This is a genomic window from Vreelandella venusta, assembly GCF_015689495.1.
Classification (GTDB): Bacteria; Pseudomonadota; Gammaproteobacteria; order Pseudomonadales; family Halomonadaceae; genus Vreelandella; species Vreelandella venusta.
On record NZ_CP065135.1, the window covers coordinates 1970070 to 1994684 of the forward strand.

Below are 24615 nucleotides of genomic sequence, written 5' to 3' on the forward strand. Positions count from 1 at the left end.
CCCTTATTGATCACCGAAAAGAGAGAGACTGACCATGCCTGGTCCCTTTGATTCCGATATTTTTGAAATGGTGTCGCTCACCGCCGCCATTAACGAAGTTGATTACGCGCCTAACCAGATTGGTTCTCTAGGCTTGTTTGATCCCGAAGGTGTCAGTACCACCAGCGTACTGATTGAGAAAGACGGCGAAAAGCTTGGCTTAGTGGAAAACAAGCCCCGCGGCGCACCCGGTCAAGTGATTGGCGGCGACAAGCGCAAGGGCATCACCTTCACCACTGCACACTTGCCAACAACTGCCACCATCCTTGCCGACGAGGTTCAAAACGTCCGCCAGTTTGGCAGCGAAGATCAAATGCAAGCCGTGCAAACCGTTGTAAACCGCCGCTTGGCGAAGATGGCGCGCTTTATCGACATCACCCACGAATACCACCGCATCGGTGCGATTCAGGGCAAGGTGCTGGATTCCGATGGCACCGGCGTTATCTACGACCTTTACCAAGCGTTTGGTATTCAAGAAAAGTCCGTTGCCATGGCGCTCGGCACCGCAGGCACCGATATTCAAGGCAAGTGCTTAGACATTCATGAGCACATTGAAGCGGCGCTGGGCGGCCTGTCCTTCACTGGCGCGACTGCTATGTGCGGCAAAAGCTTCTGGCGCAAATTTATTAGCCACAGCAAAGTCAAAGAAGCCTACGAGCGCTGGCAGAATGGCGAGCGCCTGCGCGCCGACCCGCGTGATGCTTTCTTCTTTGGTGGCATTTACTGGGAGCGTTATCGTGGTGGTGGCGCGGTTAAGATTCCGGACGACCAAGCGCGCGTAGTGCCGCTGGGTGTAATGGATCTCTTCATTACTCGTTTCGCTCCAGCAGACTACAACGATACCGTTAATACCCTAGGTCTACCGTACTACGCGTCCTCCGAAACGTTACGCCACAACAAGGGCGTGGAACTGGAAGCGCAGTCAAACCCAGCGCACCTATGCACCCGCCCGCAGGCATGCATCAAGCTCACTGAGTAAACGGGTGCCCCATGGACTTCTTTGGCCAGTACGCCAACCGCCTCAATGAGGCGGTTGTTAACAACCTCAGCGATGGCCTTTGCACTTACCAGCCAAAGGGCGGTGCAGCCTTGGTTGAGATACCGTACCAGCTGGATTTAAGCCACGAAGTGTACGACCAAGACCAAGTCGCTATGTGTGTAGCGACGATTCTGGTGCCGGTTGAGCGGGTGCCCGCGTCTGGGCAGGGCGACACGATTGCGCTGGCCAATCGAACGTGGACGGTACAACAAACTCTGGAAGACGACGGCTATTGGCGTCGCCTCTGGGTGTCGTGAGGGAGGGGTGCTATGCCCAACGTACAGTTTGATGTGCGTGACCTGCAGGAATTGAAAAAGCAGTTCGACCCGAAAGACGTAGAAAAGGCGCTGAAATGGGCGGTTAACGCCACAGCTCGCAAAGCGGCCACCCGCATTAGCAAAGAAACCCGTCAACGCTACACCGTGAGCGCTGGCGATATTCGCAAGCGGATGGCCATTGAGCGTTATCGAGACAACATTGACCGAGCGGTGCTGTATACAGGCCGCCGCTTGCCGCTGACTCAGTTTAAGCCACGTGAACGTTGGGTCTCGGTTAACCCGAAACGACGTGTCAAAAGTGGGCCGCGAAAGGGCAGCATGGTCCGCCGCCGTGGCGTTACGGTTCAGGTGCGTAAAGGCGAAGGCCGCAAGCTAGTTCAAGGCGGCTGGTTAGCAAAGAACCACATCTTTCGCCGCAAAACGCGCAGCGACAACCAAAGCACCCCAGAAATGCGCTTTGGCCCCTCAATCCCTGAAATGGTCGACAATCAGCAGGTAATGGACGCCGCGCAAAACCTAGTGCGCGAGGACCTACCCCAGCAGTTTAACGACCGCCTTAACTACATCCTCAATAAGAAGGCAGGGCTGGTATGAATGATCCAGACGTTATCGACGACCTGCTGGCGCTTTTGCGTGATAAATGCCCAGGTATGGCAACGGTAGACCACGCCCCATTTGCTGAACCTATTGATAATTTCGATCAGCAAACGCCCGCAGTATTAGCGTATCTAGCTAAAGATGGGGTCACTGGCGAAGCGCGCACAACACAGCCCGTGCAGCCATTGCGGCTAACGTATGGCATTTGGCTGGTGTGCAAGCGCGGTGAATTTAAAGCCCAGCGGCAAGCGCTACGCGAATCGTTGATGGGGCACGGATTTAGCGACCTTCACAATCCTGTTGAGTACCTCGGCGGTGAAAATCACGACATACGCGGCGAGCTAATCTGGTGGCGCGAATATTGGACAACTGACACCTGGCTGCGCAACTAGCCCTTAACACACCCCCACCCAACCTAAAACTCCCGCCGCGTGCGGGTTTTTTTATGCCTGGAGGAAACCCCCATGCCCAACGCAGGAGGCCGTTACGTCATCCGTGACGGCAAACGCGAGCTAGTGCACCGCACTAAGCCCACACCCACGCACACGAAAGCGCCCGCCAAAAAAGCCGCTGGCGCTCCGGTGAAAACTGAAACGGCAGCACCCAAGCCCGCTAAGGCGGCCAAGCAAGAGGTAAAGGGTAATGAGTGATCCACTATTATGGCGACTGCTGACCGTTGCCGCCATCGTCGAGGATGAATATGGCGTCACGCCTACCGACCTGAGCGCTGCCGTGTTTTTTGACGTCATGACAAAAGAGTCGCCGGGCGTTTACCAGGGTGATACCGCAGAGCGCGAACGCATGAAGCCGGGCTTTGGTGCTAACGAGCAAATCAATGTGGCCCCGTATTCAACCCGCACGATCCGGACGCCCTATGCGGGCTCAGGAACGCCCGGTGTGCCGCCGTCTTTTTGGCCGCTAATGCTTTGCTCAGGTCATAGCGAAACCATCGACACCGCTGTCCCCGGTGAAGAAAAAGTTATTTACGACCCCATCTCTAGCGACGCCACCTCAGTGTCATTGCTCTGGTGGTCTGATAATGACGAACTTCAGGTGTTACCGGGCGTGCGCGGTACCGTTACGCGCACGACCGATGCCAAAGGCCTGCCGTATTTCGAATTTAGCTTAACAGGGCTATACCAACGACCCACCACGCAAGCGCCACCTGCGGGAGCCACCAAAGCGCCCCAAGCAGGTGAAGTGCCGGTGAATAAGCAGAACAGCACGTTTGAACTGTTTGGCTACAAGGCACCGATGCAGTCCTGGTCGTTCGATATGACCGGGCAGGTCGAGCTTCGTAATCTGGTGAACTATGAGGGCGTCCACCTTACCGATCGCAAGTCGACCGGACAGCTGAACATCCAGAAACCGCGCCTTGAAGACCTCAATATTTTTGAGAAGGTCGAATCGCACAACGGCACGGTCGTGGACGAAGTGACATACGGCCAAGGCAAAACGCCGGGCAATATCGTGGACTTTGAAGCTGCGCGCGTGCAGCTCTCCAACTACGGGGAGGTAGAAGTGCAAGGCATTACCCATTGCACCATGGATACGCGTTTGCTTTCCGCCCCTGAAGGCGATGGCGATTACCGCTACGTATTTCGCTAACACCCCAACTCTCAACCACTAACCGCACCGCGCCGCCGCTGGGCGGCGTACTTGTTTGTGCTGATCAAAGGAACACACCATGTCTCTAGTAAAGAAAGACGTCCCCACTTCCACCGTTGATGTGCCTGTCCAAGTGCCGGGCGAAAAGAAGCCATCTACCATTCAGGCTGAATGGAAACTTCACGATTGGCCGGAATACCGCGCAATTGCCGATGCGCTTCAAGCGGGAGAGAAAAGCGACGACGATGTCTTGGAAGATCTAAAAAACATCACAGGCATTAAGGGCGAAGACAAAAAGGATCTTCCCTTTGATGACGAGCTTGTTTCCTGGGCAATGCGTAAGACCTACGTTCGTCGCCCGCTAATCATTAGCTGGTATGCCGCACAGGAAGGGCGAAGCCAGGCCGCCGCAAAAAACTAAGCGGCGCTGGCCAGTGGTGGGCAAGTGGCCCAGCCCCCAAAGATCAGCGAAAAAAAGACGCTGACCGATGGGGGCTAAAGGATGCCGATGTAGATGATGCGTCCCAGCACTTCGAGGTATGGCAAGAGCACTGGCCAGCGCTAGAACTGTTTCTCGCCATGCGTACCCAGTGGCGCGTTGCAGTAGGTATGTCTGGCGGGCAACGGCTGGGGATCGACTACACCTCGCTCTATGGTCACCCCAAATACGCCCGCCTCGATTACGACGAGCAAGACAAGCTGCTAACCCAAATACAGCATATCGAAGCGGGCGCGCTTGCCGCGTTTAATGAGCAAAGCTACATGGCTGAGCAAGAGGCTGAAGAGCGACAACAGGCCACGCAATACATTGAACAATGTGTAGAGCAGCAATACCAGCTAGTGCACCAACAGCGCATTAATGTGCAAGAGCTAATTAACGTGGTGGATCTACCACATAGCTACGGTGATGGGTCGCTTGTGGCGTAGCAAAATTGAATTAAGTGCGCTAAGTTTCTTGTTGTATTGCACAAGAGGCGCGGGCGATGGTTCAGATATTAATATTAGCAGTGCTGGTGATAATTGCGGTGGTGTTAGCGCCGTGGTTGATTGGTGTGGCCGCAGCGCTTGCCGCTCTTTATGGAGTGTATGTCGTCATATTTGGCGGGCTAGTGGCCGTGGTAGTCGCTGTTGCATCATGCCTGTTTTTTATCTCTGCGGCTCGGGACTCGAAGGAAGCCAACAAAAAGGTCGCGCCAATAACAGGCGGCAGGGTCGTATGCAAAAATTGTCAAGCTGAAGTGTCTGACCGTCGCTCAACGTGTGATAACTGTGGAGCACGATTGTAAGTATACCTCGACGTAGAAAACCCGCCGCCGTGCGGGTTTTTTAATGCCCGTTATTTAACAGACCCGCCGCGTGCGGGCCTTTTTTTTTGCCCGCAATATGAGGTTCCAAAATGGCCCAGAACTACAAAACTGGCTTAATTATTACTGGTGACGCCAGCGGCGGCATTCGGGCCATAAAAGCCACCGATGACGAGCTGGGCAAACTTAACCAGGGCTTCGAGCGTGGTTCGCGCAAAAGCAAACAGTTTAACCAAGACGTTAACGCCACCAGCCAAGGGCTGGCTGTTTTACGCCGGGCGGCGGCACCTATTGCGGGGGTTATCGCGGGCATGTTTGCCGCTAACACGCTGCAGGGGCAAATCAATTGGGCTGATCAGCTACAGAAAACCAATCTGCGTATTGGTGCTAGCACGGAAGCGCTCAGCCAATATAACTATGTTGCTAGCCTATCGGGCGTTGAATTTAACCAACTGACCACCGCGTGGCAGCGCCAAACCCGCCGTATTGCAGAAGCGGCAGCGGGCACGGGCGTGGCGGTGGCAGCGCTTGATAAGTTGAACCTTAGCGCGAAAGAGCTAAACCAACTGGCACCGGAAGAACAGTTCGAGCGTATCGCTGCAGCAATGCAGGGCGTGGAAAACAGTAGCGAACGTGTGCGACTAGCCCAGCAGCTTTGGGATAGCGAGGGCGTCAAGCTGGTGCAAATCGTTAATAGCGGCACAGATGCCATCGCCGCGATGCGCGCGGAAGCTGACGCACTTGGCCTAACGATCAGTCAAGACACGGCCAACGGCATGGCCACCTATAACGACGAAGTTGCGCGCCTGCAGTTTGCCGCTCAAGGCTTGTCGCAAACGCTACTTTCTGAGCTAGTGCCGTCACTCACAGAGAGCCTACAAACCGCTAATAGTTGGGTAAAAGAGCTGGGGGGCGCTGAGGTCATCGTTGGTAATCTAACAGATGCTGCGGCCGTTCTGGCCGCGCTGATGGCGGGGCGTTATGCCGGGGCGTTTGCTGCTGCTACCGCTGCTAAAATAGCAGCCACTAGCCAATCTATTCTCTATCAAGCCGCACTTGCACGAATGGCGGGGGTTAGCGGTGTAGCCGCCGCTAGCCAAACGGCATTGGCAATTGCTACGCGTGGCGCTTCGTCAGCCATGCTATTAGTGGGCGGCCCCGTTGGAGCTGCAGTGCTGGCAACGGGCGCACTAGGTGTTCTGGCTAATAGGCTGGATAACACGGCAGAGCGTGCCGCTAATATGGAGTTTCGAGCCAATGAGCTTGCAGAATCACTGCAGCACATGGGCGAAACGTCTATTCGTACCCAGCTTGCCGCCGTGACCCTTGAGATGGCGAAGCTGGAAGGCGCGCAAGAAGCGCTAGAAGTGCAGAGCCGACGTTCATCAAGAACTAATAGCGTCTTGGCGGCTGACTTCAGAAACCTTCAAGAAACAATAGAAGTGACAGCGGCAGCGCAGTCCAACACGTCTGAGGAGAGCGACAAACTTAAAACCCAGCAAATGGCGCTAGAAAAAGCGCTTGAACTGGTGACTGGTGGCGCACGTGGGGCAGCAAACGAAGTAAATGAGTTTGGCGGCGTAACCTCAACCGCAGCCGCCGCCGCCCGCGAAGCGGCAAAAGAAACCACCACCCTAGCCAACAGCTACGAAGATCTACTCGACCGCATCCAGCCTAACCGCCGTGCAGCGCGCCAATACGCTAAAGATGTAGGCGTTTTAAACCTGGCGTTGGCCACTGGCCGCATGACGACTGTGCAGTACATGCAGGCCATGGGCATGCTGCAAGTAAGCTTTCAGGCCGCGCAACGGGAAACCGACAACACCGCTAAAGCATCCGAAGACGCCAGCCAGCGCATTGCCAACAGCTTTATCAGTTGGGAAACCGTCGCTGATAACACCCTGCGCCGTGTTGATGATTCCGGCCAGAGTCTGTGGCTGGGCTTGATCGACGGCTCTGAAAGTGCGCTTGACATCGTGAAGCGAGGGTTCCAGCAAACGCTGGCTGAAATAATCCACATGCTCACTACCCAAAAGCTGACGTTTAGCGTGGCGGGCATGATGGGGCTGGATACCACGGGCATGCCGGACGCGGGCGACTCTCAATCCTTCGGCACCATGCCATCGCTCAGCGGAATGATGGACGGCAGTGGAGCGATCGCTAATGCCTATCGTGCCTTTCAGGGCACTGGCTCCACCTACGCAGGTACCTTCGGCAGCGAGTTAGCGGTTCAAACGGAAGGCGGCCTGCGAGCGGGCTTTGACTCATTTGCGGCCAGTGGGCTGGGTAATGCAGCTCTTGGCATCGGTGGCGGGCTTGCTGGTGGCTACGCCGGCACAGCCATCGGCAGCGCCGTTTTTGGCAAGAATGCTAATTCCAGCTATGGCGCAATGGGCGGCGCTGCGTTGGGCCAAGCGTTGATTCCGATACCTGGTTTAGGCGCCGCTATCGGTGGCGCGCTCGGTGGTCTTGCTGACTCTCTCTTCGGGAGTGGCAAAAAATCTTTCGACTTTGATTTTGTGCAGGGTGCTCAGCCTGGTGTGTTCGGCGACCGCACCTCTGCACTTGGCGACTTTGGCATTGCAAAGTTCAGCGACTACAAGCTGGGCGAGCAGCAGGACGCGCTGCAAGCGCTGATGGACCAGATCGCGAACTTCGATAACACGCTGGCAAATGCAGCGATCGATACGCGTGTCGACGCGATGCGTGCCAGCATTGAAGGGTTCACCCACTCTGGCCCCGAAGATCTATTCGATACCCGTTTGCGCGCATTGATCGACGGTTCCGGCGCGCTGGTTGAGTCCGCTATTGCCCAGATTGTTGACCCGCAGCAGATGGCGGATGCCTTTTTGTCTGTGCTCAATATTGAGCGCGTGATGCAGTCGCTCAACAGTCAAGTTCAGAGTGATGTTGCGGCACACCTGGAAGCCAACACCACCAACATTCAGGGTACGGCGGATAGTCTCACTCAGGCGATTAACTCTACGGTGCTGTTAGGCAACAGTGCCGAGCGTTTGAACTGGCAATTTGATGACGCAGCAGGCGGTGCTATCCACTATGCATGGTCTTTACAAGAGGCCGTTGGCGGTCTGGATGCACTCAGCGGCATGGGGGCTAGCTACTATCAGAACTATTTCACTCAAGCAGAGCGCGAAGCGGAGCTGCGTGAGCAGATCAGCGAGACAATGCGTGAGCTGGGGCTTGAAATGCCCAAGACACGAGACGGTTTCCGCGCTTTGGTTGAGGCACAAAGCCTCAACACCGACGCGGGAACTGCTAACGTCGCCGCGTTACTGCAGCTAGAGAGCGCGTTCGCACAGCTGACACCGGCGATTGAGGGCACTGGAGACGCTGCAAGCAGCACTGGAGAAGCACTGCGCACCCAAGAGCAATTAAGCCGCCAGCTTTTGCAAGCCCAGGGTAATACCGATGCCTTACGTCAGATTGAAATAGACCGCTTGAGCGAGTTGGAAAACGCCGAAATCGATAACCTAACGATGATGCAGAAGCGTCTTTGGGCTATTGAAGATGAAAAAGTTGCCCAACAGGAAGCCGAGCGTGCTCAACAGGCGCGTACTCGGGAAATTGAGCAAGAGGCTCAGGCGTGGTCCCGGGCGCGTGAGCAGCTAGCCAGTTTTGGCGTTGGTATCGACAACTGGATCGACGGCCTGCAAAGCACGGACAAGGGACTGGGTTCGCCGGGTGATAAGCTCGCTGCCGCGTCTGCTGCGTTTGATGAGCAGTACGCAAAGGCTGCGAGCGGCGACCGCGCCGCAATGAGCAGTATTACCCAATACGCTGATCGATTTATTGAAGCCCAAAAGGGGTGGAGTGCAAGCGGTGCGCAAACCGTCGGCACGATTGACCGCGTGACTGGCATGCTCGCTAAACTGCCCGATCAGCTAACGCCTGAGCAGTTTATCGTTGACGGAATTAGGGATGTTGTTACAAACGAGCTCGCTGACGAAATTGAGCGGGCAATCATGGATAGCAAATACACGATCAGCACGCTGATTGATTTTGCTACTAATACTGATCAACTGCCCACTGATCTGCGCACTATTCTGGGTGAGCAGTCGCACCGTCTTGATAGCACGCTCAGCTACCTAGTCGGAGAAAACCAGCTTACTTCAGAACTAGAACGGCTCGCGATTGGCAGCACAAACACGCTGGTTGCCACCGTTAAATACATTACGTTTAGCGAGCTAGCAGACGATAACAAGCGGCTAGCACTCAGCAGTAGCAACACGATGACTGCTGTTGTTGATTATGCAGTTAGATCTGATCTGGATAACGCTAGCCGCCGCTTAGCGCTTGAGTCATCTAATGTTTACAGCGCGATGATTGAGTACGCCATCGAGCGTGACATAAGCGCAGAAGACCGGCACCTGGCGCTTGATAGCATCAATCGGTACACCGCTGTTGTTGAGTACGTGGCGCGATCCGAGCTAACGGCTGGAAACCGCCAGCTTGCACTTGGCTCGCTGAACGAATACGACGCCATCATTGATTATGCGACTCGCAACGACATCGCGGGCGCTGACAGAACGCTGGCTGTTGAGCACGGCAACCGGTATCTGGCCAACGTTGACTACATCGTCGGGAGAAAACTGACGCCTAATAACCGTCGATTGGCGCTGCAGTCAAACCACAACTACGTCAGCGTGATTGATCAGGTTGTGGGCATGGCGCTAAAAGGCAGTGACCGCCGACTGGCGCTTGAGTCTACTAACCGGTATCAGACGATTGTTGATGCTGTGCTGGCTGACGGCATATCGCCAGATGTGCGTAAATTCGCGCTGTCGAAAAGCAACAGTCTGCTAGCTACGGTCGACGGCATTCTTGAATCCGGTCTGTCACATGATGTGCGCACACTAGCGCTTGAGGACAGCAACCACTTCGTTACGACTCTTGAGGCCGCCCTAGCTGACGGCAGGCTATCGCACGATGAGCGCACCCTGCTTGACGCGCAATCAGACACGATCATCAAGCGACTGGAAACCAGTGGCTTACAGTTAACACCGGATGAGTGGGCGGTGATCAACGCCGCTTCAGGCACGCGACGTCTGGATCTGCTTGCTGACGTTGCGTTTAAAGCCTCTGACTTAGAAGAGTTGGGCGCTATTAGAAGAGGGGCTGAGGGAACAAAAGCTAATACCGACGCAGCTAAAGATGCGGCTAAGGGCATGCGCGTCACGTTTGCGGATCATCAATCCCCGACAGCTCTAAAGGGGATTGGTCATTGGTTGACGTTCAAACATAAAGAGGCAGCGGGTGGCATTGGGCATAAGTACGCCGAACAGTTCCACAAGTGGGCCGAAAGAATAGGTCGGAAATACGTTGATGCTGGCGTGGGTGGCGTTAACGGTAGTCATGCAAGCGGCGCGTGGAATATAGGTTTTGATGGCTATTTGGCTGAGCTGCATAAGGGCGAGATGGTTGTGCCTGCTGGGCCTGCTAACGCTCTGCGCGAGCTGGCCACCAGCGGTGCGTCAGTGCCCAAGCTATCAATGTCCTCCCCGCGTGACATGCCCATGCCTAGCGTTCCCTTGCCGCAGTTCCCCACGCTGGGTAATAGCGACGTACTGCAAGTGCTACAGGACGTTAAGCGCGAGCTGATCGATACCCGCAAGCAAAACAAAACCCTACACGCAGAAAATGCCCGCCTGCTCGCTGCTGCCAATGCGCAGCGCGGTAGCGGCTTCCTGCGTGAAATCGATGCGATTAAAGAGGGCAACAAAATGCTGAAACGCATGCAAGACGATATGGCCTTGGAAGGGGTACGGCGATGACCTGGACGTTAACGCTGGAGGCGCTTAACGCCGTGAACGAGCCTGAAACACTGCGCTTTAGCCTGGGGCGTTACGACGCCCCCGACAATGCATTCTTTAACCCAGTTATGTTGCAGCCGGGGTTATATCAAGGGGGCATGTACGCGGGCCAGTTGCTGCGCCAAAGCCGTAGTGGCCATGGCCAGACCACGCTTGAAAATAGCGATGGCGCTCTGGACCACCTCGCCGATTACGCTGTGGATGGTCGGACGATGGTGTTGGCGTTTAATGGTGTGGAACAGGTACGTGGCACCGTAGCGCGGCTGACCTTTAATGATGATGAAGTAGCGGTAGTACTGCGTGACCCGTTGGAGCCGTTGAATACGCCTCACCCCATGGATACCTACGCGGGTACCAACGTGTTGCCCGACGGGCTAGAAGGCACTGAAAACGATATTGCGGGCGAGACAAAGCCTCAAGTGTGGGGCACTGCCGATGAGGCAGTGCCGAAACTGGTTAATAGTGCTCGCCTTATTTATCAAGTGTCATCGCTTGCTGATTGTCAGGTGTCAGCCGTTTATGACCGAGGGTGGCTGCTAAATAACGGCGGTGAGTGTGCCAGCCTGTCAGAGCTGGAAAACATCGAGCCTGGAGAGGGGGCGTATCGAACGTACCAAGGTTTTATCAAGCTCGGTGGTTCACCCCAGGGCAGCGTCACTGTCAGCGCTGAGCAGGCCGACCCACGGTTGGGCGCAGTGGCACAAGCCCTGGCGGCGGAACGCGGCTATACGCTCCACGCTGATGACGTCGCCGCGCTTAACGCCTATGGCAACGTCAAACTGTATCTCAACGCCGAAGCTAACACGTTGGCGCTGCTCGATCAGTTTGCGGAGAGTATCGGCGGCTATCTCAGCATACAGCCCGATGGCGTGTTGCGACTGCGCGAGCTACTTGCGCCCGTGTCCACGGCATCCACGATCAATGATTACAGTATTGCCGAGATCAAGCGCAGCAGTACCGGCGCGGGTGATAACGGGTTGCCAGTGTGGCGCGTCACGCTCGAATACGACCGTATCGAGAGTATGCCAACCGATTTGGCAGGGGATGTGAGCGATGCACGCCGGGCGCGTCTCTCTCAGCAATACCGAAAAGTGGTTGTAGATGATACGGCAGTGCGTGATCGCCACCCCTTGGCGGGAGAGTTAACGATTCGCACGTTACTTGCCAGCGCCCCGAAAGCGCGGGCGGTGGCCACGCGTATTCTGCAACTTATGAGTGTGCGTCGCGACACACTCGAAATTGAGGCGTTGGAGCTGGATGCCCCGGTAATTGGCGAGAGCACCACCGTGATAACGCCTCGTCTGGGCTACGCCGCCGGGCGCTTGGTGCTGGCTACGGGCTACCGGCTGAATGCCGCCGCCGATGAACTGACTATCAACGCTTGGGGGTGATATGCCGCTTGATCCTAATCGTATCGCTCTGGGCTGGCCCAATTACATTGATGAGGGCACGCTAAGCGGTGGCAACTGGCTGCCCACATTGCCGCTTTCGCATCTTCAAAACGATAAATTTGCCGTGATGACAAAAAGCGCCTCGCTGAACCCTGCTGATACGCAGTTTTGGATAACGTTCCCCCGGCGTAGGCGCCTGCATGCCGTCTCTTTTCCGGCACAGAATTTTAGTGCAACGGCCTCATTGCGCGTGCGTGTCTACCGAGACACAGCCGGTACCGACCTGGTGTATGACACCGGGCGAGTAGATGCCTGGCCAGTGGTCTACGACATGCAGGATGTGATGTGGGGTGATGACAATTTTTGGAATCGCCGCTTAAGAGAAGACGACCGCAAAAACCACACGCCGCTGAGCAACGTATTTTTTGATGAGCGGGTGGTGGGGTCGGCCGTGCATGTAGAAATCTTCGATGCAGCGAACCTAGATGGCGCCGTCATGTTGGGCCGTACGTTAGTGATGGATATATGGCAGCCAGAGTACAACGTCAGCCGCGGCATCCAGCACGGCTACGACAGTGGTACCTCGATAAAAGAGGCCGGTGACAGGGCGCGTACACGCTATGCCCGGCGGGTAACCCCCAAACGTACCGCCACATTTGAGCTTGCACACTTGAGTGAAAGCGAGGCGTTCATGCGTCTGCATCGCCTGCAGCGTACAGAAGATATTGTGGGCGAGATCTTGTACGTCTATTCCATTACCCCCTCTGCAGAAAACTATCAGCGCAACATGGTGTGTCATCAGACAGCACTCGATCCCCTGGTTAACTCGTTTCACGCCAATTTTGAAAACGGCATGAGCCTTTTGGAGAAACTGTAATGGCTAATAGCGTAACGTTCCCTGTCGCACTTGGAGGCGATGGGAAAACTTACACAGACGATGCAGACCCTCAGACGGGACTCGACGGGTTAGGATATTTAGATCGATTCGTGCCGTGTTTAAAAGGCGCGGTCGCAATGGCAGGCTACACCGCCCAATATGCCGCAAAAATTGACGCAGCGGCAGCTAATGCGGATCGGGCTGAGGATGCAAAAGGCTATGTTGAGGCGGTAGCGGATGCGTACAAGGTTAACATTCTTGAACAGTTTCGGCGCAAAGCGACGCTTGATTTAGATTTTGAACGCGGCATTTATCGTGTTGATGACGGGGTACTGACAGAGACGACTGATCCAAGTGACGTGCTGACAGTTGCTCGTTCAGAGCCTAAATGGGAGTTTGGTCCTAATGGTAGCCTGCGTGAAGTTCCTATAAATGCTATAGCCCGGCATTGGAATCCCGCAACAGGGAAATGCGAAGGAATGGTTATCGAACCCGATACGACTAACCTTAAGTTATGGAGTGAGGATTTAACAAACGCCTCTTGGAACGTAACTAGTCGGGTTACTTTAAGCAAAGTAGATAGCAACTTGCGGCCAGGGGGTAAGGCTACCGAAGTCATCTCTACAAATGAAGAAGGCCTTCATAGTGCGGGATTTTTTTACAGCTCTTTAGAGGGCGCTTTTACTTTTTTGGTTATTGTTGAGCCTATAGGTTCGCTTGTTGATTCTGTGCGAATCAGTTCTTTTGATTCGGGGGCTGCGACAAACCCTTTCTCGGTCGTTGCTAGCCTTTCAACTGGCGAAATAATGTCACTCGGTGGTGAAACTATATTGTCAGGGGCGGCAAAATTGAGCAGTGGCGCTGTGCTCGTATGGGGATCAGGGGTGTTTACCTCGGCAGGCTCAAACTCTATTGTTATTAGTCTAGTTACTGGCGGTTTATCCTCATTTCAAGGAGACGGCGAGTCGGGTCTGCGTGTGCTTGCGGCTCATTTAAATGAGGGAACGGTGCCGAGTAGTTATATACCTACTACAGACTCTATCGTAACACAATCAAGAGACGCTGTTTGGAGGCTGCTGGGAGGTGAGCTTGACCCGCATGAGGGGACAGTGTTCATCGACACCATCCTTCCAAATGACACCCAATCTTCAAATTATATTTTGCAGTTGTCTGGGTCTGCTTCAACGCTAAGAACCTCTAATTCTCTATTGTTATGGCGAAGCGCTGGTGTAATAAGGCTGTCGGTTTTCGGCGCAGCTGAAGACTCATCAATCTCTAGCAATGTTTCTGGAACTGGGCGCCTTAAAATTGCATTTTCATATAGTGCAAAGAAATGTGTTCTTGCTGTAAACGGTTATTCATACTCGGCTAACGACCTTAATCTACCTGATCCTTCTAGCCTGACAGTATTATCATTTTCGGTTAGTTCAGGGGGAAGTAGATATAGAAAAAACGCAAGTTGTTTTTACGCACCTTATGTCGCCACTGAAGCAGAGCTATCTGCTTTAACTAAATTGTAAAAGGAATCGTTTAAATGATTGATGCCATTTTATATATCAACGATGTAACCGATTTTAGCGATGAAGATACGATTCCAGAAGGCGCGAATTACACTAGTGGCCCTAAAGCGCTAATCTATACGCGCACTAAAATGCCTATTACTGATGAGCGGGTTACAGTTTTAGCCGAAGCACCGTACATCGGCACTGGCACCGCTGACCGCGTTTATGCACAAATCCAAAATGACACCGACGCTTTAGCCCTCTACGAATCGGTCTACGACACAAGCCCTCGTGAAGTTGACGACGGTGAGGGTGGCACACAAACCATCACGCCACCGTTCAAATTCGGCATGCTCGCAGAAAGCGTACTGTCAGTGCCCGAGTCAGTCTCCAGCCGCCAGGGCATGGAACAGCTAATACGCAGCGGATTAGATGAACAAGTAGACGACGCCATCAACGGCATCACCGACCCCGTAGAGCGCAAACTGGTACGTAACTGGCTAGACAAAGCAGGCATTTGGGAGCGCTACAATCCGCAACTGCTAGCGATAGGCAACGCGCTGGCTCTATCAGAACAAGACGTAGACTGCCTGTTTATTCAAGCAGCGAGGTTGTAGGCCAGTAGAAGATGAGTGACCACCCCAACGGCCGCGAAAGCGGTTTTTCATTTGAAAAGAGGGTTGTGGCATAACTTACTAATGGTATACTTACTATTGGTAGGTTTACGGCTGAGCTTTTACCACAAACCACCATATTCTTTTAAAGAACAGGCTTTGCCCTGCCATTTTTTGTTGAATGAGGTGAACGATGAAACCGGTGAGTCTTGAAACGGCCGATGATCTGGCCAAGCCTATTCTGAAAGAGTTCCAGGAGCGCTATGGGATGGTCCCGAACTTCTACGGAGCCTTGGGTATCGATGGGGCGAGCCTTAAAGGCTACCTGGCATTCGAGGCGGCGATTGAGGAACGCTGTCTGTTGAGTGAGCAGCAGCGAGAGTTGATCTCCCTAGCGGTGGCTAACCGAAACGGCTGTCATTACTGTGTCAGTGGGCATACCTTTTCGGCCCGAAAGCTGGGCATGAGTAAGGAGGAGTGCCGTGCTGCCCAGGTAGGTGAGGCCAGTGATGCTTTGGATCAGGCAATGCTCGACCTAGCCCTTGACGTGATGAAACATAATGGAGCTTGCTCCCCTGAGCAGAAAGATCGCTGCAGGGCTCTAGGCATGAGTGATGCTCTGATCGTGCAGATAGTGTCATGGACAGGAATTAACAATTTCAGTAACTGGATCAATAATCTGGTGCAACCAAAGATTGACTTCCCGAAAGTTGAGCTGATTCCGAATCCTAAGTAAGTGAGGCGTTAATGCGAAAAAGGCTTTCCAAGGACGAGCGACGACAGCAACTGCTGGATCTGTCTCTGGTGATTCTTGAGCGAGATGGAGCGGACGCTCTTACTCTGGCCACACTCGCCCATGAAGCGGGCGTGACCAAGCCCGTGGCCTATGATCACTTCCAGAGTCGAGCCAATCTGCTTTATCAGCTATATGCTCGATTTGACCAGCAACTGGTCGATGTGACCCGGCAACAGGTTGCTGGCAAGGCCTTCTCACTGCAGGAGAAGGTGCATCATGTCGTGGCACTTTATTTTGATTGTGTCAGGCTGTGTGGTCCTCAGTACGAAGCTATCGTCTCGGCTTTAATGGCCTATCCCGAATATAAGAATATTCGCACCAACATTCGAAATTCCTTTGTGTATGTCTATAGGGAGCTTTTCTCGGACTATGACACCGATGGGTGCCTTGACTATCGGCTGGTGGCGATATTTGGGGCGATCGAGGAAATGGCGAAAGCCACGATGGAGGATCAGGTTCCCTATGATCAGGCTGTCGTGACCTTGGAGTGTTTGATCGTCTCGGCTCTCCAGCGACACTGACGGGGAAGGGCACGACCAGATTGCTGAATATACCCAGTATGGATCGATAACCTTGCTATAGAGGTGAGTGCACTCATAATCCCATGTGAAGGTGAGAATGTAGCAGCTGAAAACTAACGTGTAACCTGCTGATATTTATAGAGCAAATTGGCTGTATTGGCTGGCACTTAAACGAGTGTGTATCTATTTATAATCAATGGCTTACTTGGATAGCCGCGTGAAAATGGGGTTGCAAAGGTCGAAGGTTCGAATCCTGTCACTCCGACCAAGAATATCTAATAAAAACCGCCGCTTATGGGTAACGCCGAACGGCGGGTTTTTTGTGTTTTTGTAAGCCATCGCTTACAAAAACTGTCCGCGATCTCTTACAACAGCGGTTTTATAACTCTGCTACGATAAGAGCGTGACGCCAGGGAACGCCGCAAAGAAGTCGGAAGCGTCACACATGGAAGATAACGCATGAATGGACTCAAAGTTGCCATGGAAGGCAAATTAATCTCGCATTCTTATTGCTAGCTCTTCTTCTCTGTGCACTCATAATTCTATGCTTCGACCAAAAAACTTTTCGTTATTGGTGAGAAAGAAAGTGGGATTACAAAGGTTGATTGTCACCTAGCAAGCCTCAGTGCTTTTGAAAACTCTTCATCGGCTTGCTTCAGCCGCGCCGCAGCATTCGAGACTTCATCTAGTGTACTAGAGGAAGTGACCAAGTCGTAATAGTGCTGACATGAGACGATGTAGCAAATTCCTTGAATCTCCTTTCGTAGCTGGTAAATAGCCATGTAGGCTTTGGCATTAGGTAGGGATTCTAGGGTAATTGTGGCCAGTGCTTGAGCGCATCGATCAAGTTCATTGGTCGTGATGTTATGGTCATGTATCGAACCTGAGTGCATTTCCGAGATGATAGAAGATACAGCTTGTAAGGCCTCGCTGCTGATGGCTGCGATCGCTTCCATGTATTGCACCTGCTTATTTTTCTCTCTCCTTCGTTCCTGATTCTGGTTATAAAAAGCTAAGCTGATAGCAATTGATAGGGCGAGTAGTGCCCCCCAGGCCTGAAGCCAAGCCGCAGTCATGCCAATGCTTTCTAGCCATTCGTGGAAAGAGCTTGCTGTTAACATCACATAGCTTCCATTTGTTTACTGTGTCCAGATTGTGCCAGAGATCTGCATCCTAATGTGTCTAGCTGCTTAATATTGAGAACTTCGGTAATGTGGTACACACTGCGCCCAGCGTGTTATGTTATTAAAATCAGTTGGTTATGATGGATGATGATTGAAAGGGTAGGTCTTGAAAACCGGCATAGGTTAATAGCCTATCCAGGGTTCGAATCCCTGTCCCTCCGCCAAAACATTAAGGGAATCAGCTACTTAGCTGGTTCCTTTTTTTGTTTCTAGGCATCAAAAAAGGGCGAAAATATAACGAGGGGAACACCTGCCGTTATACTGCTTTCGCTAGACCAGTGCACAATAGACTAATGTCTAGTCTTCTAAGAACTCTTCCGCTCCTAACGTACTTACCGTCAACACTCGTTTAGCACGTAGATAGACCTCGGTAGTTCGCCGATCGCTGTGCTGCAAATTAGTCATGGCGTCATAGCCTTGCTCATCGGCATCGGTCGCATGCTTAGCCCGGATATCATGCTCGGTAAATCGCTCGACGTGGCCTTCATGCATAGCCTTCCGCATTCCGTATTGCCAGCGACTGTGAAACTTATCTTTGTTGTAGGGCATACCGTCCCGCTTGCAGAACAATGTGGGGCCTTGCTTGCCACGGCCTAGATTGTCGGCCTTTATCTCCTGCACTAAACGCCTCAGTTCATCATCCCAGGGAATTACGGCCTGCTTACCTGCCTTACTGCTTCGTAAAACAATACCGTCTGGAGTGAGTTGATCCAGTCGAAGCGTGAGCAGGTCGCGCTGTCGTAATCCGGTTTTGTACTTGAGCAGGGCATAGCGGCGCACCCACGGGGAGGTGAATTTTAGGAAGCGGCTAAATTCTGCGTGTGTGATATAGCGGTCACGCGGCTTGAGCTTGAACTTGGTCACCGGATCGGCGGGGTTGTGTTCGACAATTCCCCAGCGCTGGGCGTACCTATATATGTGCTTGAGCAATGCCAACTCATGGTTGGCCTGCGTTTTAGACTGAACGCCGCGGGCGTCCATATAACGATAAATGTCGTGAACCGTTATATCGCCTGGCTCACAATCGGCAAACACAGCGCGCAGCTTTTTAAGCTCCTGCAGGTTGGAGCGTCTTGTAGCTTCAGCAGGCTTGGCGGGGATGATCTCGGCTTCATAGCGGTCGAATATGCGGCCCATGCCTGCTTTAGGGAATAGTCGCTCTTGCCACTGTTCATACGCGGCTTGGGCTTCCTTAGCTGTTTCTCCCAGGCGTATCCAACTTTTGCCCACCAGTGCTTTCTGGCGGGCGTTACACTTATAGCGCCATGCACCACTTTTCCAATACACCCTGGGAATGCCTGGGTTTTCCTGCGTCATACGTGTAAAGCCTCAAAATTAGGTCGTTTGGTTTCTGGCGCCTGACTGAGATTTTCGCCGCAAAGCACTTGCTCAACATGCCGACGGCCTACAATAAGTGCGCCACTGGCATTAACCTTCCAGCGCACCCCCATGGCATCAAGCGAGGCGCATTGCTCCTTGGTTCGCTTGCGGCCAGTCAGGGTCTCTATCTCGCCTAGTGTTAATAACAGGTCCATGGTGGCGTCTCCTTTGGTGGACAGCGAGGCCCAAGCAGGGCCTGTGAGCGCATAAAGTCGCCTCTTGGGAGGCATGTGGAAAAGGAAGCTCCTATATAGATTCGACTTTAGAGATTAAATAGGGCTAGGATTTGTTTGAGTTACTGGTATAGGGGCGGATGAAGGAGTGAGTGATGGATATAGAAGCAAGAGTGGCGGCGCTGGAACACCTGTTAGCGGCGCTACTGAACGATCCAAGAATAGCTCTAAGCGCGAACTCGGCATTTATAACTGCGAGGCTGAGCCTCATGGACAGCGACAGTCTTGGATGCCCTAAACAAAAATCAGCAGCACGTGGTGCGCTTCAGGACATTAAGTCCATTGCTAGTATAAAGTGAGGTCAATACTAAAAGCCGCCCTAGTGGCGGCTGTGAATTGCTCTTATCTTGAAATGATGATCGATAGATGCCGTAAAGCTGACGTAGTACTGCGGATGGTCGTCTTACTTCGCTATAGCCTTCACGTTTATCCTCTTTGAATAACGCCTTGTGCCATTTGATAAAGCTAAGCGGCTTGCCTGTATTCTTTCGCACCAATACCTCGCAATAAAAAACCGCCAGTTGGCGGCCTACTAATCGGTGGGGAAAATTAACACTGCGTTTCTGGTGGTGCTGACTTAGAAACTATTCGGTCATGAATACGCTTGATGGTGTCCCACTCAATAGGAACGCGTTGCGTGAACTCACCGTGGCCGTAGCATATTTCGCAATCAACATCGGCTTCATCGTCACTCCAGCACTCTGGGCATGTAATCTTTAAAGACTCGCAAAACTCCCCCATGAGGGCGTACTTGTGACCAGACTCAGCCGTTATCTTGGTAGGCACCAAACTGTAGCCTTCGGGGCAAGCGGCTTGCCAGATTGCCCAGGCTCTTTTTGTATCTGTGTCTCTGTAGTCGCCATTAACGTAGGTATGCATGGGCATGCAGAAAGGAAAGCTCCCGCATAAATTTTCGAATCGTTCTCGCTGCGTCATACATCACCTCGATTAATCTCAACGCCTGGAATCTTGCCGTCTCGGATGGCGGCGTAGACTTTTCTCGCTTGATACAGCGTAAGCATCTGGCCACCCGCTGCGCACTGAATAGCGTTCCTTGCACGCTCCTCTGGGGACATCCTCGGCTTAAATTGAACCTGAACATCAAAGACGCGCTCAACTTCTCGCTTAGTGCCAACAGTAGTCGCTACAACGACACGCTCACCGATGAAGTCAACTCGATACTCTTCATCTAAAAACACCCATTCACCATTCCATACCTCAATACGGCACACTGTGCCAATTGGCGGCAATCCCTCGCCATCCCACTGTTTAACCCTGCCAACCTCCATTGCTTGAAATGCCTCCTCTTCCTCAGGCGTGCATACTGCAAACTGGTCATCAAATGCTGTGCTAGTCATGATTCACCTCATTCAAGATTGTTATCACCAGGATCCCAGCAAGAGGCACAAACTCTCTTGTCTGGGCTGGCATTGGCGTCAGCTATACGATCAACTAGCCGCTCTTGGTTTCGCGGCGCGTTTTCCTTGATAGTGCAGCCGCACTTGGTGCACTCGTATTCAAGAAAGGGGCCTCTGACGTGTCCCATAAAACCTCCAGGCAAAAATAAAGCCGCTTAGAGCGGCCATAGTCCTTAAACAGTCGTGTCGATAGTCGCCATTGCGGCGTGTCGGGTATCCGGCTAAGCACCACCAGCGCAGCAATGCGTCGGGCGTTTGGGAGCTGGTCGAGCATCTTGGTACTCCTTACAGCTGACAATGATGCGGTGTTTGCTTTTGCTCAGTATGGGCATGCTGGAGAATGGCAGGTGGTCACAGTCGGCTATGGCGTGGCGGCATGTCATGCACATGATGGGCTTGGGGTAGTAGGTCACATTTGTACCTCTGATTCTCTGATGAGCCTTGCAGTGGGGCATCATGTAGCCGTTGAGCTTCCTTGATATGGGCGATAACGTATCAGAACGCTTGGTTGTAAAAGCGCCGGTTTCTCTTTCGGTAGGTGCTTGTTTCTTCGCAAGTGGTCATACCGTGTATTTTTTTGTTAAATGGATTAAATTAATTAAGGCATCTTAATACCAGCTAGGCAGTTTTATTTATATCTGGAGGTTTTATGTTCTCTACAAAAAGACCGAAATTAGGCACCTCAATGGAAGATGGGTGGATGTACTATCACATTCAGGAATTGTCCAGTTACCTAATAGATGAGTATTTTAGAGTCGGGATATATAAGCGCCTTTTAAATGATTCTCGAATGAATAGAAATGGACGAGATGTTCACGATTTTAAAAAAAGAATGCAGTCCGAGAATTTTCACTCAATTTATGCTCATTCTTTTATAGGACAGTGGTCTGCATTTGAAAGTGGATTAGATAATAATATTGCTGCGATTTTAAAGAACGACGAAGAGGCATCAAGAAATGCTTTGCGTGTTTTCCGTAAGCCTAAATACTCCATTGAACAGTGGCCTTGGGATTCGGATAGCAGAATTCACCTTGCCCAAATGCTAGGTAGATGTGCTAAAAGCAAACCAGAAAATACCTCTTCGCAATCCCAGGTGCTTATAAATTTATATTCTTTTTTGGGAGTCTCATTGGTTCTCGATGAAAATCATAGCTTAAAACTTGATGAAGCTAATAGAGTAAGAAATATTTTATTGCACCGAAGCGGCGAAGTTATGCCAAAGGATGCCCAGGACTTTCCTACATTGAAGGTTTTTGAGGGAGGACTGTATCGCATGACTGATCCTGTATTTAATGATTACCACTCTGCGATAGTTCACTTTTTAACATCTTTAATACGGGCGATAAGTGAGCGAGGCTTTAATGATTTGGCTAGTTAAAGACCTCGTTTCGTGGGGCATATTGCCTTGCCCACGCACCTACTGCGTTGTAGTCGACTCGTCCGGTATATGCCAGCTGTTGCGTGTAGAGCCCAGGGATGGGGTTTTTTTGGCTACACTGGCTTATTGATAAAGGTGGGCACACGCGCTCGACCGAGCCGATGTGCAAGCGGTTAGGCGCGATGTGTGCATTAGGCCTGGCGTTTCTTAAACGCCGTGAAGAACTGCTGAAGCTCCTGCGCCGATACCTTGTAATCGGCCCACTTACTTTTCATGGTAAGAGGGATGGAGATCGTGGTCTTGGCTGTTGCTAGCTCTTTTGGAAGCAGGAAGATGTGCCGTGGTTCATCATCGTTTTCAGGTAGTGCCAGCAACACGAAGTAATCTGCTATGTCTTGTTGCTTGCTAATGCAGTAGCACCATCGAGCTGAAAAAGACTTTCCTTTATTGTTTCGGCCTGCTGGCATTAAACGGGATGTCTTAATATCAACCTTCACTCCGTAAACCGAAAAATCAATTGATGACTGCCACTTTAAGTCGTTGTTATCAATTGCGTCAGGCACAAGGCGCTGGAAAAATTGCTCGCCAAATACAGCCAGACGATCAGTAGCTGAGCCGTAGCGAGCCTTATCTCCTGTGATGGGCACTCCTTCTTTCTTTAAGTGCCAGTAAACCGTTTGCCATTTAATCCCAGTTTCAATCTCCACTAGCTTGAGATTCTTTAGCCTGGAGTAACTTTCTTTAATGATTAATAGCGTTTTTGAGTCCATAAGAGCACCTCATCAGAACGGTATTTCCGAATCATCAAAATTGGCGTACTGGCCAGGATCAGGCGCGCCATATGGCTGCTGCCCTTGTGGTGGTCGATGACCTTGGGGCTGCTGCGCACCGCCATAGCCTGAATTATTCGGAGGCGGCTGTTGGTAGCCACTGCGCTGCTGATTCTGAGGCGGTTGCTGGTACCCGCTTTGTTGTGGGGCTTGCTGCTGCCCGCCGCTATCTAGCATTTGCATATCGTTAGCAACGACTTCCGTGGTGTAGCGGTCTTGCCCGCTTTGGTCTTGCCATTTGCGGGTTTGGAGTCGGCCTTCGATGTAGACCTTGCTGCCTTTCTTCAAATACTGCTGGGCAATCTCTGCCGTTTTCTTGAATAAGATGACGCGGTGCCACTCGGTGCGTTCCTGTCGCTGGCCGCTGTTGCGGTCTAGCCAGCTGTCACTGGTGGCAATGTTGATATTGGCGACGGCTGTGCCGCCTTGAGTGAATCGTACTTCTGGGTCTTGGCCCAGGTTGCCAATCAAGATGACTTTATTAATGCCTCGGGCCATGTGACCTCCAAATAAAAAGGGCCCGAAGGCCCTACGTGATTGTGTGCGGCCGTTAAGGCTGGAACGTGCCCAGCAAGCACTCGCTTTCTGTCAGGCCATCGGTCACCAGCTTGGCGAACTCGGCGGCGATCTCTTCTTTAGCGGCGTCCAGCGCGATAGCGCGAAGCCCAAACGATGGACCGCCCTTAGTTTTGCTGGAAACATGCATTGCCAGCGTGCGCTCTGTCAGCCCCTCGTAAGGGGTAACTGTCCAGTACATCACTGTGGGCAGTCGGTCGGCATTCTTTACGGTGACGCTATTCATCACGCCCACGCGGCTGGAATGCTCCTGTTTGTCGCTTTCGATACTGGTCAAGTCGTCCAATTTGACCTTGCGGAAAGCGTGAAAGACCTTGCTACGCTCCAGCGCTTCGCCTTCGCTGTTTTCAAAAGTCAGCAGATGGCCCCAGTCCTCTACCAGCTCGACCATTTCCTCTTGATCGAAGGTGCTGGCATCGGCCCGTAGATAAGCGGTGAACTCTGGCGTTTTGGGTAGGGTGAGGGTGGCGGAATGGTCACAATGCCCGGGAAGGTCGATGTCGCCGATATCCAGATATGAACTTGCAGCCATGGCGTCGCGGTCGATGAATACCGGCGCGTCTTTCTGGCGACCATTAACGTAGGCGATAAAGTCTTTCAGCCCCTTGGTCTTGAATTGCCCACGAAAGCGGCGGCGCTGGTCTTGGTACTTCTCCATATCCACCAGTTTGAAATTATCACCGACGATCAACGCATGACCTTCGGCGGCTTCGGTGCCAGTTTTGTGGCTTGCTTCAATGTGCTGCAGGGCTTCTTTGGTCAGTGACATTAGTGCTGCTCTCCGTGGTGGGCATCTTTACGATGCGGGTGGCCGATCATGTCGAACTGGTTTTTGGGCTCTAGCGTCATTTCGCCGCCCGTGTTCACGCACATGACCGTTTCGGTGGTGTGTTCTTCCGACTGGGTGCCGTGCTCGGTCGGGATCTTGAAGGCCAGCTTATGAGTTACGCCGACCCGGGCGCCTGATCCGATATTCTCGATAGTGAGATCTATCGAAACCTTGCCTTTCTTCTTTGGGTTGTCCGTTGCAGCCGCTGCTGCATGGCTAAGGACTTTACCCAGGCGTTCAGCCAATACGCCGCCGTCCAGGTCCTCAAGGAACCTGGTCACATCGGTGGGATGAGACATTGCGAGTTACCTCATGGAGGTGGTGAGTGAATGGGGTGTGTGATCAGTCAGAAACATGTACGATCAACTGTTGAAACTACATTTGGTATTA

Annotated in this window: 27 protein-coding genes; 17 read left to right on the plus strand and 10 right to left on the minus strand. The window is 52.6% G+C overall.

The genetic code is table 11. From position 1 onward, the window contains the following. The first annotated feature begins 34 nt into the window (after positions 1–34). The 15 genes from IR195_RS09365 to IR195_RS09435 all read left to right on the plus strand — a co-directional run bounded on the left by IR195_RS09365 (position 35) and on the right by IR195_RS09435 (position 16397). A complete protein-coding gene (locus IR195_RS09365) occupies positions 35–1018 on the plus strand; it encodes a major capsid protein (protein ID WP_206049560.1) in 984 nt (327 codons plus the stop codon). 11 nt (positions 1019–1029) lie between these two features. Beyond that, positions 1030–1335, plus strand: coding sequence for a head-tail joining protein (locus IR195_RS09370; RefSeq protein WP_206049561.1), 306 nt, complete (start codon positions 1030–1032; stop codon positions 1333–1335). A gap of 12 nt (positions 1336–1347) precedes the next feature. Continuing rightward, the gene (locus IR195_RS09375; protein WP_206049562.1) at positions 1348–1950 is read left to right on the plus strand and encodes a phage tail protein; all 603 of its coding nucleotides are present in this window, start codon (positions 1348–1350) and stop codon (positions 1948–1950) included. Then, positions 1947–2345: a hypothetical protein gene (locus tag IR195_RS09380; protein WP_206049563.1), complete on the plus strand. Its 399-nt coding sequence runs from the start codon at positions 1947–1949 to the stop codon at positions 2343–2345. The genes IR195_RS09375 and IR195_RS09380 overlap by 4 nt, the downstream gene beginning before the upstream one ends. 72 nt (positions 2346–2417) lie before the next feature. Then, complete coding sequence (locus IR195_RS09385; RefSeq protein WP_206049839.1) at positions 2418–2603, plus strand: hypothetical protein; 186 nt, start codon at positions 2418–2420, stop codon at positions 2601–2603. After that, the gene (locus IR195_RS09390) at positions 2596–3561 is read left to right on the plus strand and encodes a phage tail tube protein (protein ID WP_206049564.1); all 966 of its coding nucleotides are present in this window, start codon (positions 2596–2598) and stop codon (positions 3559–3561) included. Before IR195_RS09385 ends, IR195_RS09390 begins: the two co-directional genes overlap by 8 nt. A gap of 79 nt (positions 3562–3640) precedes the next feature. Beyond that, the gene (locus tag IR195_RS09395) at positions 3641–3982 is read left to right on the plus strand and encodes a hypothetical protein (protein WP_206049565.1); all 342 of its coding nucleotides are present in this window, start codon (positions 3641–3643) and stop codon (positions 3980–3982) included. After that, a complete protein-coding gene (locus IR195_RS09400) occupies positions 3934–4488 on the plus strand; it encodes a DUF1799 domain-containing protein (RefSeq protein WP_206049772.1) in 555 nt (184 codons plus the stop codon). Before IR195_RS09395 ends, IR195_RS09400 begins: the two co-directional genes overlap by 49 nt. A gap of 469 nt (positions 4489–4957) precedes the next feature. Then, positions 4958–10657, plus strand: a complete 5700-nt coding sequence (locus IR195_RS20470; protein WP_241006823.1) for an SPFH domain-containing protein — start codon at positions 4958–4960, stop codon at positions 10655–10657. Next, positions 10654–12087, plus strand: a complete 1434-nt coding sequence (locus tag IR195_RS09410) for a hypothetical protein (protein ID WP_206049566.1) — start codon at positions 10654–10656, stop codon at positions 12085–12087. Before IR195_RS20470 ends, IR195_RS09410 begins: the two co-directional genes overlap by 4 nt. A 1-nt stretch (position 12088) precedes the next feature. Further along, a complete protein-coding gene (locus tag IR195_RS09415; RefSeq protein WP_206049567.1) occupies positions 12089–12964 on the plus strand; it encodes a hypothetical protein in 876 nt (291 codons plus the stop codon). A gap of 137 nt (positions 12965–13101) precedes the next feature. Beyond that, positions 13102–14484 (plus strand): phage head spike fiber domain-containing protein, encoded by a 1383-nt coding sequence (locus tag IR195_RS09420; protein ID WP_206049568.1) that lies wholly within the window; start codon positions 13102–13104, stop codon positions 14482–14484. Positions 14485–14498: 14 nt separating this feature from the next. After that, positions 14499–15083: a hypothetical protein gene (locus tag IR195_RS09425; protein WP_206049569.1), complete on the plus strand. Its 585-nt coding sequence runs from the start codon at positions 14499–14501 to the stop codon at positions 15081–15083. Positions 15084–15273: 190 nt separating this feature from the next. Next, positions 15274–15816 carry a carboxymuconolactone decarboxylase family protein gene (locus IR195_RS09430; RefSeq protein ID WP_206049570.1) on the plus strand — a complete coding sequence of 181 codons (543 nt, stop codon included), beginning with the start codon at positions 15274–15276 and terminating at the stop codon, positions 15814–15816. A gap of 11 nt (positions 15817–15827) precedes the next feature. After that, on the plus strand, positions 15828–16397 hold the full coding sequence (locus IR195_RS09435; RefSeq protein ID WP_206049571.1) for a TetR/AcrR family transcriptional regulator: 570 nt from the start codon (positions 15828–15830) through the stop codon (positions 16395–16397). Positions 16398–17005: 608 nt separating this feature from the next. Here the strand turns inward: IR195_RS09435 and IR195_RS09440 are convergent. The 3 genes from IR195_RS09440 to IR195_RS09450 all read right to left on the minus strand — a co-directional run bounded on the left by IR195_RS09440 (position 17006) and on the right by IR195_RS09450 (position 19116). Beyond that, the gene (locus IR195_RS09440) at positions 17006–17518 is read right to left on the minus strand and encodes a hypothetical protein (RefSeq protein ID WP_206049572.1); all 513 of its coding nucleotides are present in this window, start codon (positions 17516–17518) and stop codon (positions 17006–17008) included. Positions 17519–17878: 360 nt separating this feature from the next. Then, positions 17879–18898 carry a tyrosine-type recombinase/integrase gene (locus tag IR195_RS09445; RefSeq protein WP_206049573.1) on the minus strand — a complete coding sequence of 340 codons (1020 nt, stop codon included), beginning with the start codon at positions 18896–18898 and terminating at the stop codon, positions 17879–17881. Further along, positions 18895–19116 carry a DUF4224 domain-containing protein gene (locus IR195_RS09450; protein ID WP_206049574.1) on the minus strand — a complete coding sequence of 74 codons (222 nt, stop codon included), beginning with the start codon at positions 19114–19116 and terminating at the stop codon, positions 18895–18897. The genes IR195_RS09445 and IR195_RS09450 overlap by 4 nt, the downstream gene beginning before the upstream one ends. Positions 19117–19289: 173 nt before the next feature. Here IR195_RS09450 and IR195_RS09455 point away from each other — a divergent pair, with 173 nt between their 5' ends. Beyond that, a complete protein-coding gene (locus tag IR195_RS09455; protein ID WP_206049575.1) occupies positions 19290–19493 on the plus strand; it encodes a hypothetical protein in 204 nt (67 codons plus the stop codon). Positions 19494–19743: 250 nt separating this feature from the next. On the opposite strand, the gene IR195_RS09460 is transcribed toward IR195_RS09455, so the two are convergent. From IR195_RS09460 to IR195_RS09470, 3 genes are all read right to left on the minus strand, one after another. Further along, entirely contained in the window at positions 19744–20079 is a 336-nt protein-coding gene (locus IR195_RS09460; protein WP_206049576.1) for a hypothetical protein, read from the minus strand. Between the two features lie 47 nt (positions 20080–20126). Continuing rightward, the gene (locus IR195_RS09465; RefSeq protein ID WP_206049577.1) at positions 20127–20552 is read right to left on the minus strand and encodes a hypothetical protein; all 426 of its coding nucleotides are present in this window, start codon (positions 20550–20552) and stop codon (positions 20127–20129) included. A 94-nt stretch (positions 20553–20646) separates the two neighbouring features. After that, positions 20647–20886, minus strand: coding sequence for a hypothetical protein (locus IR195_RS09470; RefSeq protein WP_206049578.1), 240 nt, complete (start codon positions 20884–20886; stop codon positions 20647–20649). A 375-nt stretch (positions 20887–21261) separates the two neighbouring features. Here IR195_RS09470 and IR195_RS09475 point away from each other — a divergent pair, with 375 nt between their 5' ends. Continuing rightward, positions 21262–21990 carry a hypothetical protein gene (locus tag IR195_RS09475; protein ID WP_206049579.1) on the plus strand — a complete coding sequence of 243 codons (729 nt, stop codon included), beginning with the start codon at positions 21262–21264 and terminating at the stop codon, positions 21988–21990. 191 nt (positions 21991–22181) lie between these two features. Here IR195_RS09475 and IR195_RS09480 read toward each other — a convergent pair whose 3' ends face one another. The 4 genes from IR195_RS09480 to IR195_RS09495 are packed head-to-tail and all read right to left on the minus strand — an operon-like array spanning position 22182 to position 24524. Beyond that, positions 22182–22760 carry a hypothetical protein gene (locus tag IR195_RS09480; RefSeq protein ID WP_206049580.1) on the minus strand — a complete coding sequence of 193 codons (579 nt, stop codon included), beginning with the start codon at positions 22758–22760 and terminating at the stop codon, positions 22182–22184. Between the two features lie 12 nt (positions 22761–22772). Beyond that, positions 22773–23318 (minus strand): single-stranded DNA-binding protein, encoded by a 546-nt coding sequence (locus IR195_RS09485; RefSeq protein WP_206049581.1) that lies wholly within the window; start codon positions 23316–23318, stop codon positions 22773–22775. 52 nt (positions 23319–23370) lie between these two features. Then, positions 23371–24165, minus strand: a complete 795-nt coding sequence (locus IR195_RS09490) for a DUF2303 family protein (protein WP_206049582.1) — start codon at positions 24163–24165, stop codon at positions 23371–23373. Further along, positions 24165–24524 carry a hypothetical protein gene (locus tag IR195_RS09495; RefSeq protein WP_206049583.1) on the minus strand — a complete coding sequence of 120 codons (360 nt, stop codon included), beginning with the start codon at positions 24522–24524 and terminating at the stop codon, positions 24165–24167. Before IR195_RS09495 ends, IR195_RS09490 begins: the two co-directional genes overlap by 1 nt. Between the last annotated feature and the right edge of the window lie 91 nt (positions 24525–24615).

Excerpts from the sequence above, each read along its gene's own strand:
- IR195_RS09390 (WP_206049564.1), top strand. The coding sequence starts at position 2,596 with ATGAGTGATCCACTATTATGGCGACTGCTGACCGTTGCCGCCATCGTC.
- IR195_RS09445 (WP_206049573.1), bottom strand. The coding sequence starts at position 18,898 with ATGACGCAGGAAAACCCAGGCATTCCCAGGGTGTATTGGAAAAGTGGT.
- IR195_RS09440 (WP_206049572.1), bottom strand. The coding sequence starts at position 17,518 with ATGTTAACAGCAAGCTCTTTCCACGAATGGCTAGAAAGCATTGGCATG.
- IR195_RS09465 (WP_206049577.1), bottom strand. The coding sequence starts at position 20,552 with ATGACTAGCACAGCATTTGATGACCAGTTTGCAGTATGCACGCCTGAG.
- IR195_RS09430 (WP_206049570.1), top strand. The coding sequence starts at position 15,274 with ATGAAACCGGTGAGTCTTGAAACGGCCGATGATCTGGCCAAGCCTATT.
- IR195_RS09435 (WP_206049571.1), top strand. The coding sequence starts at position 15,828 with ATGCGAAAAAGGCTTTCCAAGGACGAGCGACGACAGCAACTGCTGGAT.
- IR195_RS09395 (WP_206049565.1), top strand. The coding sequence starts at position 3,641 with ATGTCTCTAGTAAAGAAAGACGTCCCCACTTCCACCGTTGATGTGCCT.
- IR195_RS09380 (WP_206049563.1), top strand. The coding sequence starts at position 1,947 with ATGAATGATCCAGACGTTATCGACGACCTGCTGGCGCTTTTGCGTGAT.
- IR195_RS09420 (WP_206049568.1), top strand. The coding sequence starts at position 13,102 with ATGGCAGGCTACACCGCCCAATATGCCGCAAAAATTGACGCAGCGGCA.
- IR195_RS09490 (WP_206049582.1), bottom strand. The coding sequence starts at position 24,165 with ATGTCACTGACCAAAGAAGCCCTGCAGCACATTGAAGCAAGCCACAAA.
- IR195_RS09495 (WP_206049583.1), bottom strand. The coding sequence starts at position 24,524 with ATGTCTCATCCCACCGATGTGACCAGGTTCCTTGAGGACCTGGACGGC.
- IR195_RS09460 (WP_206049576.1), bottom strand. The coding sequence starts at position 20,079 with ATGCCCATGCATACCTACGTTAATGGCGACTACAGAGACACAGATACA.
- IR195_RS09425 (WP_206049569.1), top strand. The coding sequence starts at position 14,499 with ATGATTGATGCCATTTTATATATCAACGATGTAACCGATTTTAGCGAT.
- IR195_RS09470 (WP_206049578.1), bottom strand. The coding sequence starts at position 20,886 with ATGCTCGACCAGCTCCCAAACGCCCGACGCATTGCTGCGCTGGTGGTG.
- IR195_RS09475 (WP_206049579.1), top strand. The coding sequence starts at position 21,262 with ATGTTCTCTACAAAAAGACCGAAATTAGGCACCTCAATGGAAGATGGG.
- IR195_RS09365 (WP_206049560.1), top strand. The coding sequence starts at position 35 with ATGCCTGGTCCCTTTGATTCCGATATTTTTGAAATGGTGTCGCTCACC.
- IR195_RS09480 (WP_206049580.1), bottom strand. The coding sequence starts at position 22,760 with ATGGACTCAAAAACGCTATTAATCATTAAAGAAAGTTACTCCAGGCTA.
- IR195_RS09410 (WP_206049566.1), top strand. The coding sequence starts at position 10,654 with ATGACCTGGACGTTAACGCTGGAGGCGCTTAACGCCGTGAACGAGCCT.
- IR195_RS09370 (WP_206049561.1), top strand. The coding sequence starts at position 1,030 with ATGGACTTCTTTGGCCAGTACGCCAACCGCCTCAATGAGGCGGTTGTT.
- IR195_RS09455 (WP_206049575.1), top strand. The coding sequence starts at position 19,290 with ATGGATATAGAAGCAAGAGTGGCGGCGCTGGAACACCTGTTAGCGGCG.
- IR195_RS09450 (WP_206049574.1), bottom strand. The coding sequence starts at position 19,116 with ATGGACCTGTTATTAACACTAGGCGAGATAGAGACCCTGACTGGCCGC.
- IR195_RS09375 (WP_206049562.1), top strand. The coding sequence starts at position 1,348 with ATGCCCAACGTACAGTTTGATGTGCGTGACCTGCAGGAATTGAAAAAG.
- IR195_RS09385 (WP_206049839.1), top strand. The coding sequence starts at position 2,418 with ATGCCCAACGCAGGAGGCCGTTACGTCATCCGTGACGGCAAACGCGAG.
- IR195_RS09485 (WP_206049581.1), bottom strand. The coding sequence starts at position 23,318 with ATGGCCCGAGGCATTAATAAAGTCATCTTGATTGGCAACCTGGGCCAA.
- IR195_RS09415 (WP_206049567.1), top strand. The coding sequence starts at position 12,089 with ATGCCGCTTGATCCTAATCGTATCGCTCTGGGCTGGCCCAATTACATT.
- IR195_RS20470 (WP_241006823.1), top strand. The coding sequence starts at position 4,958 with ATGGCCCAGAACTACAAAACTGGCTTAATTATTACTGGTGACGCCAGC.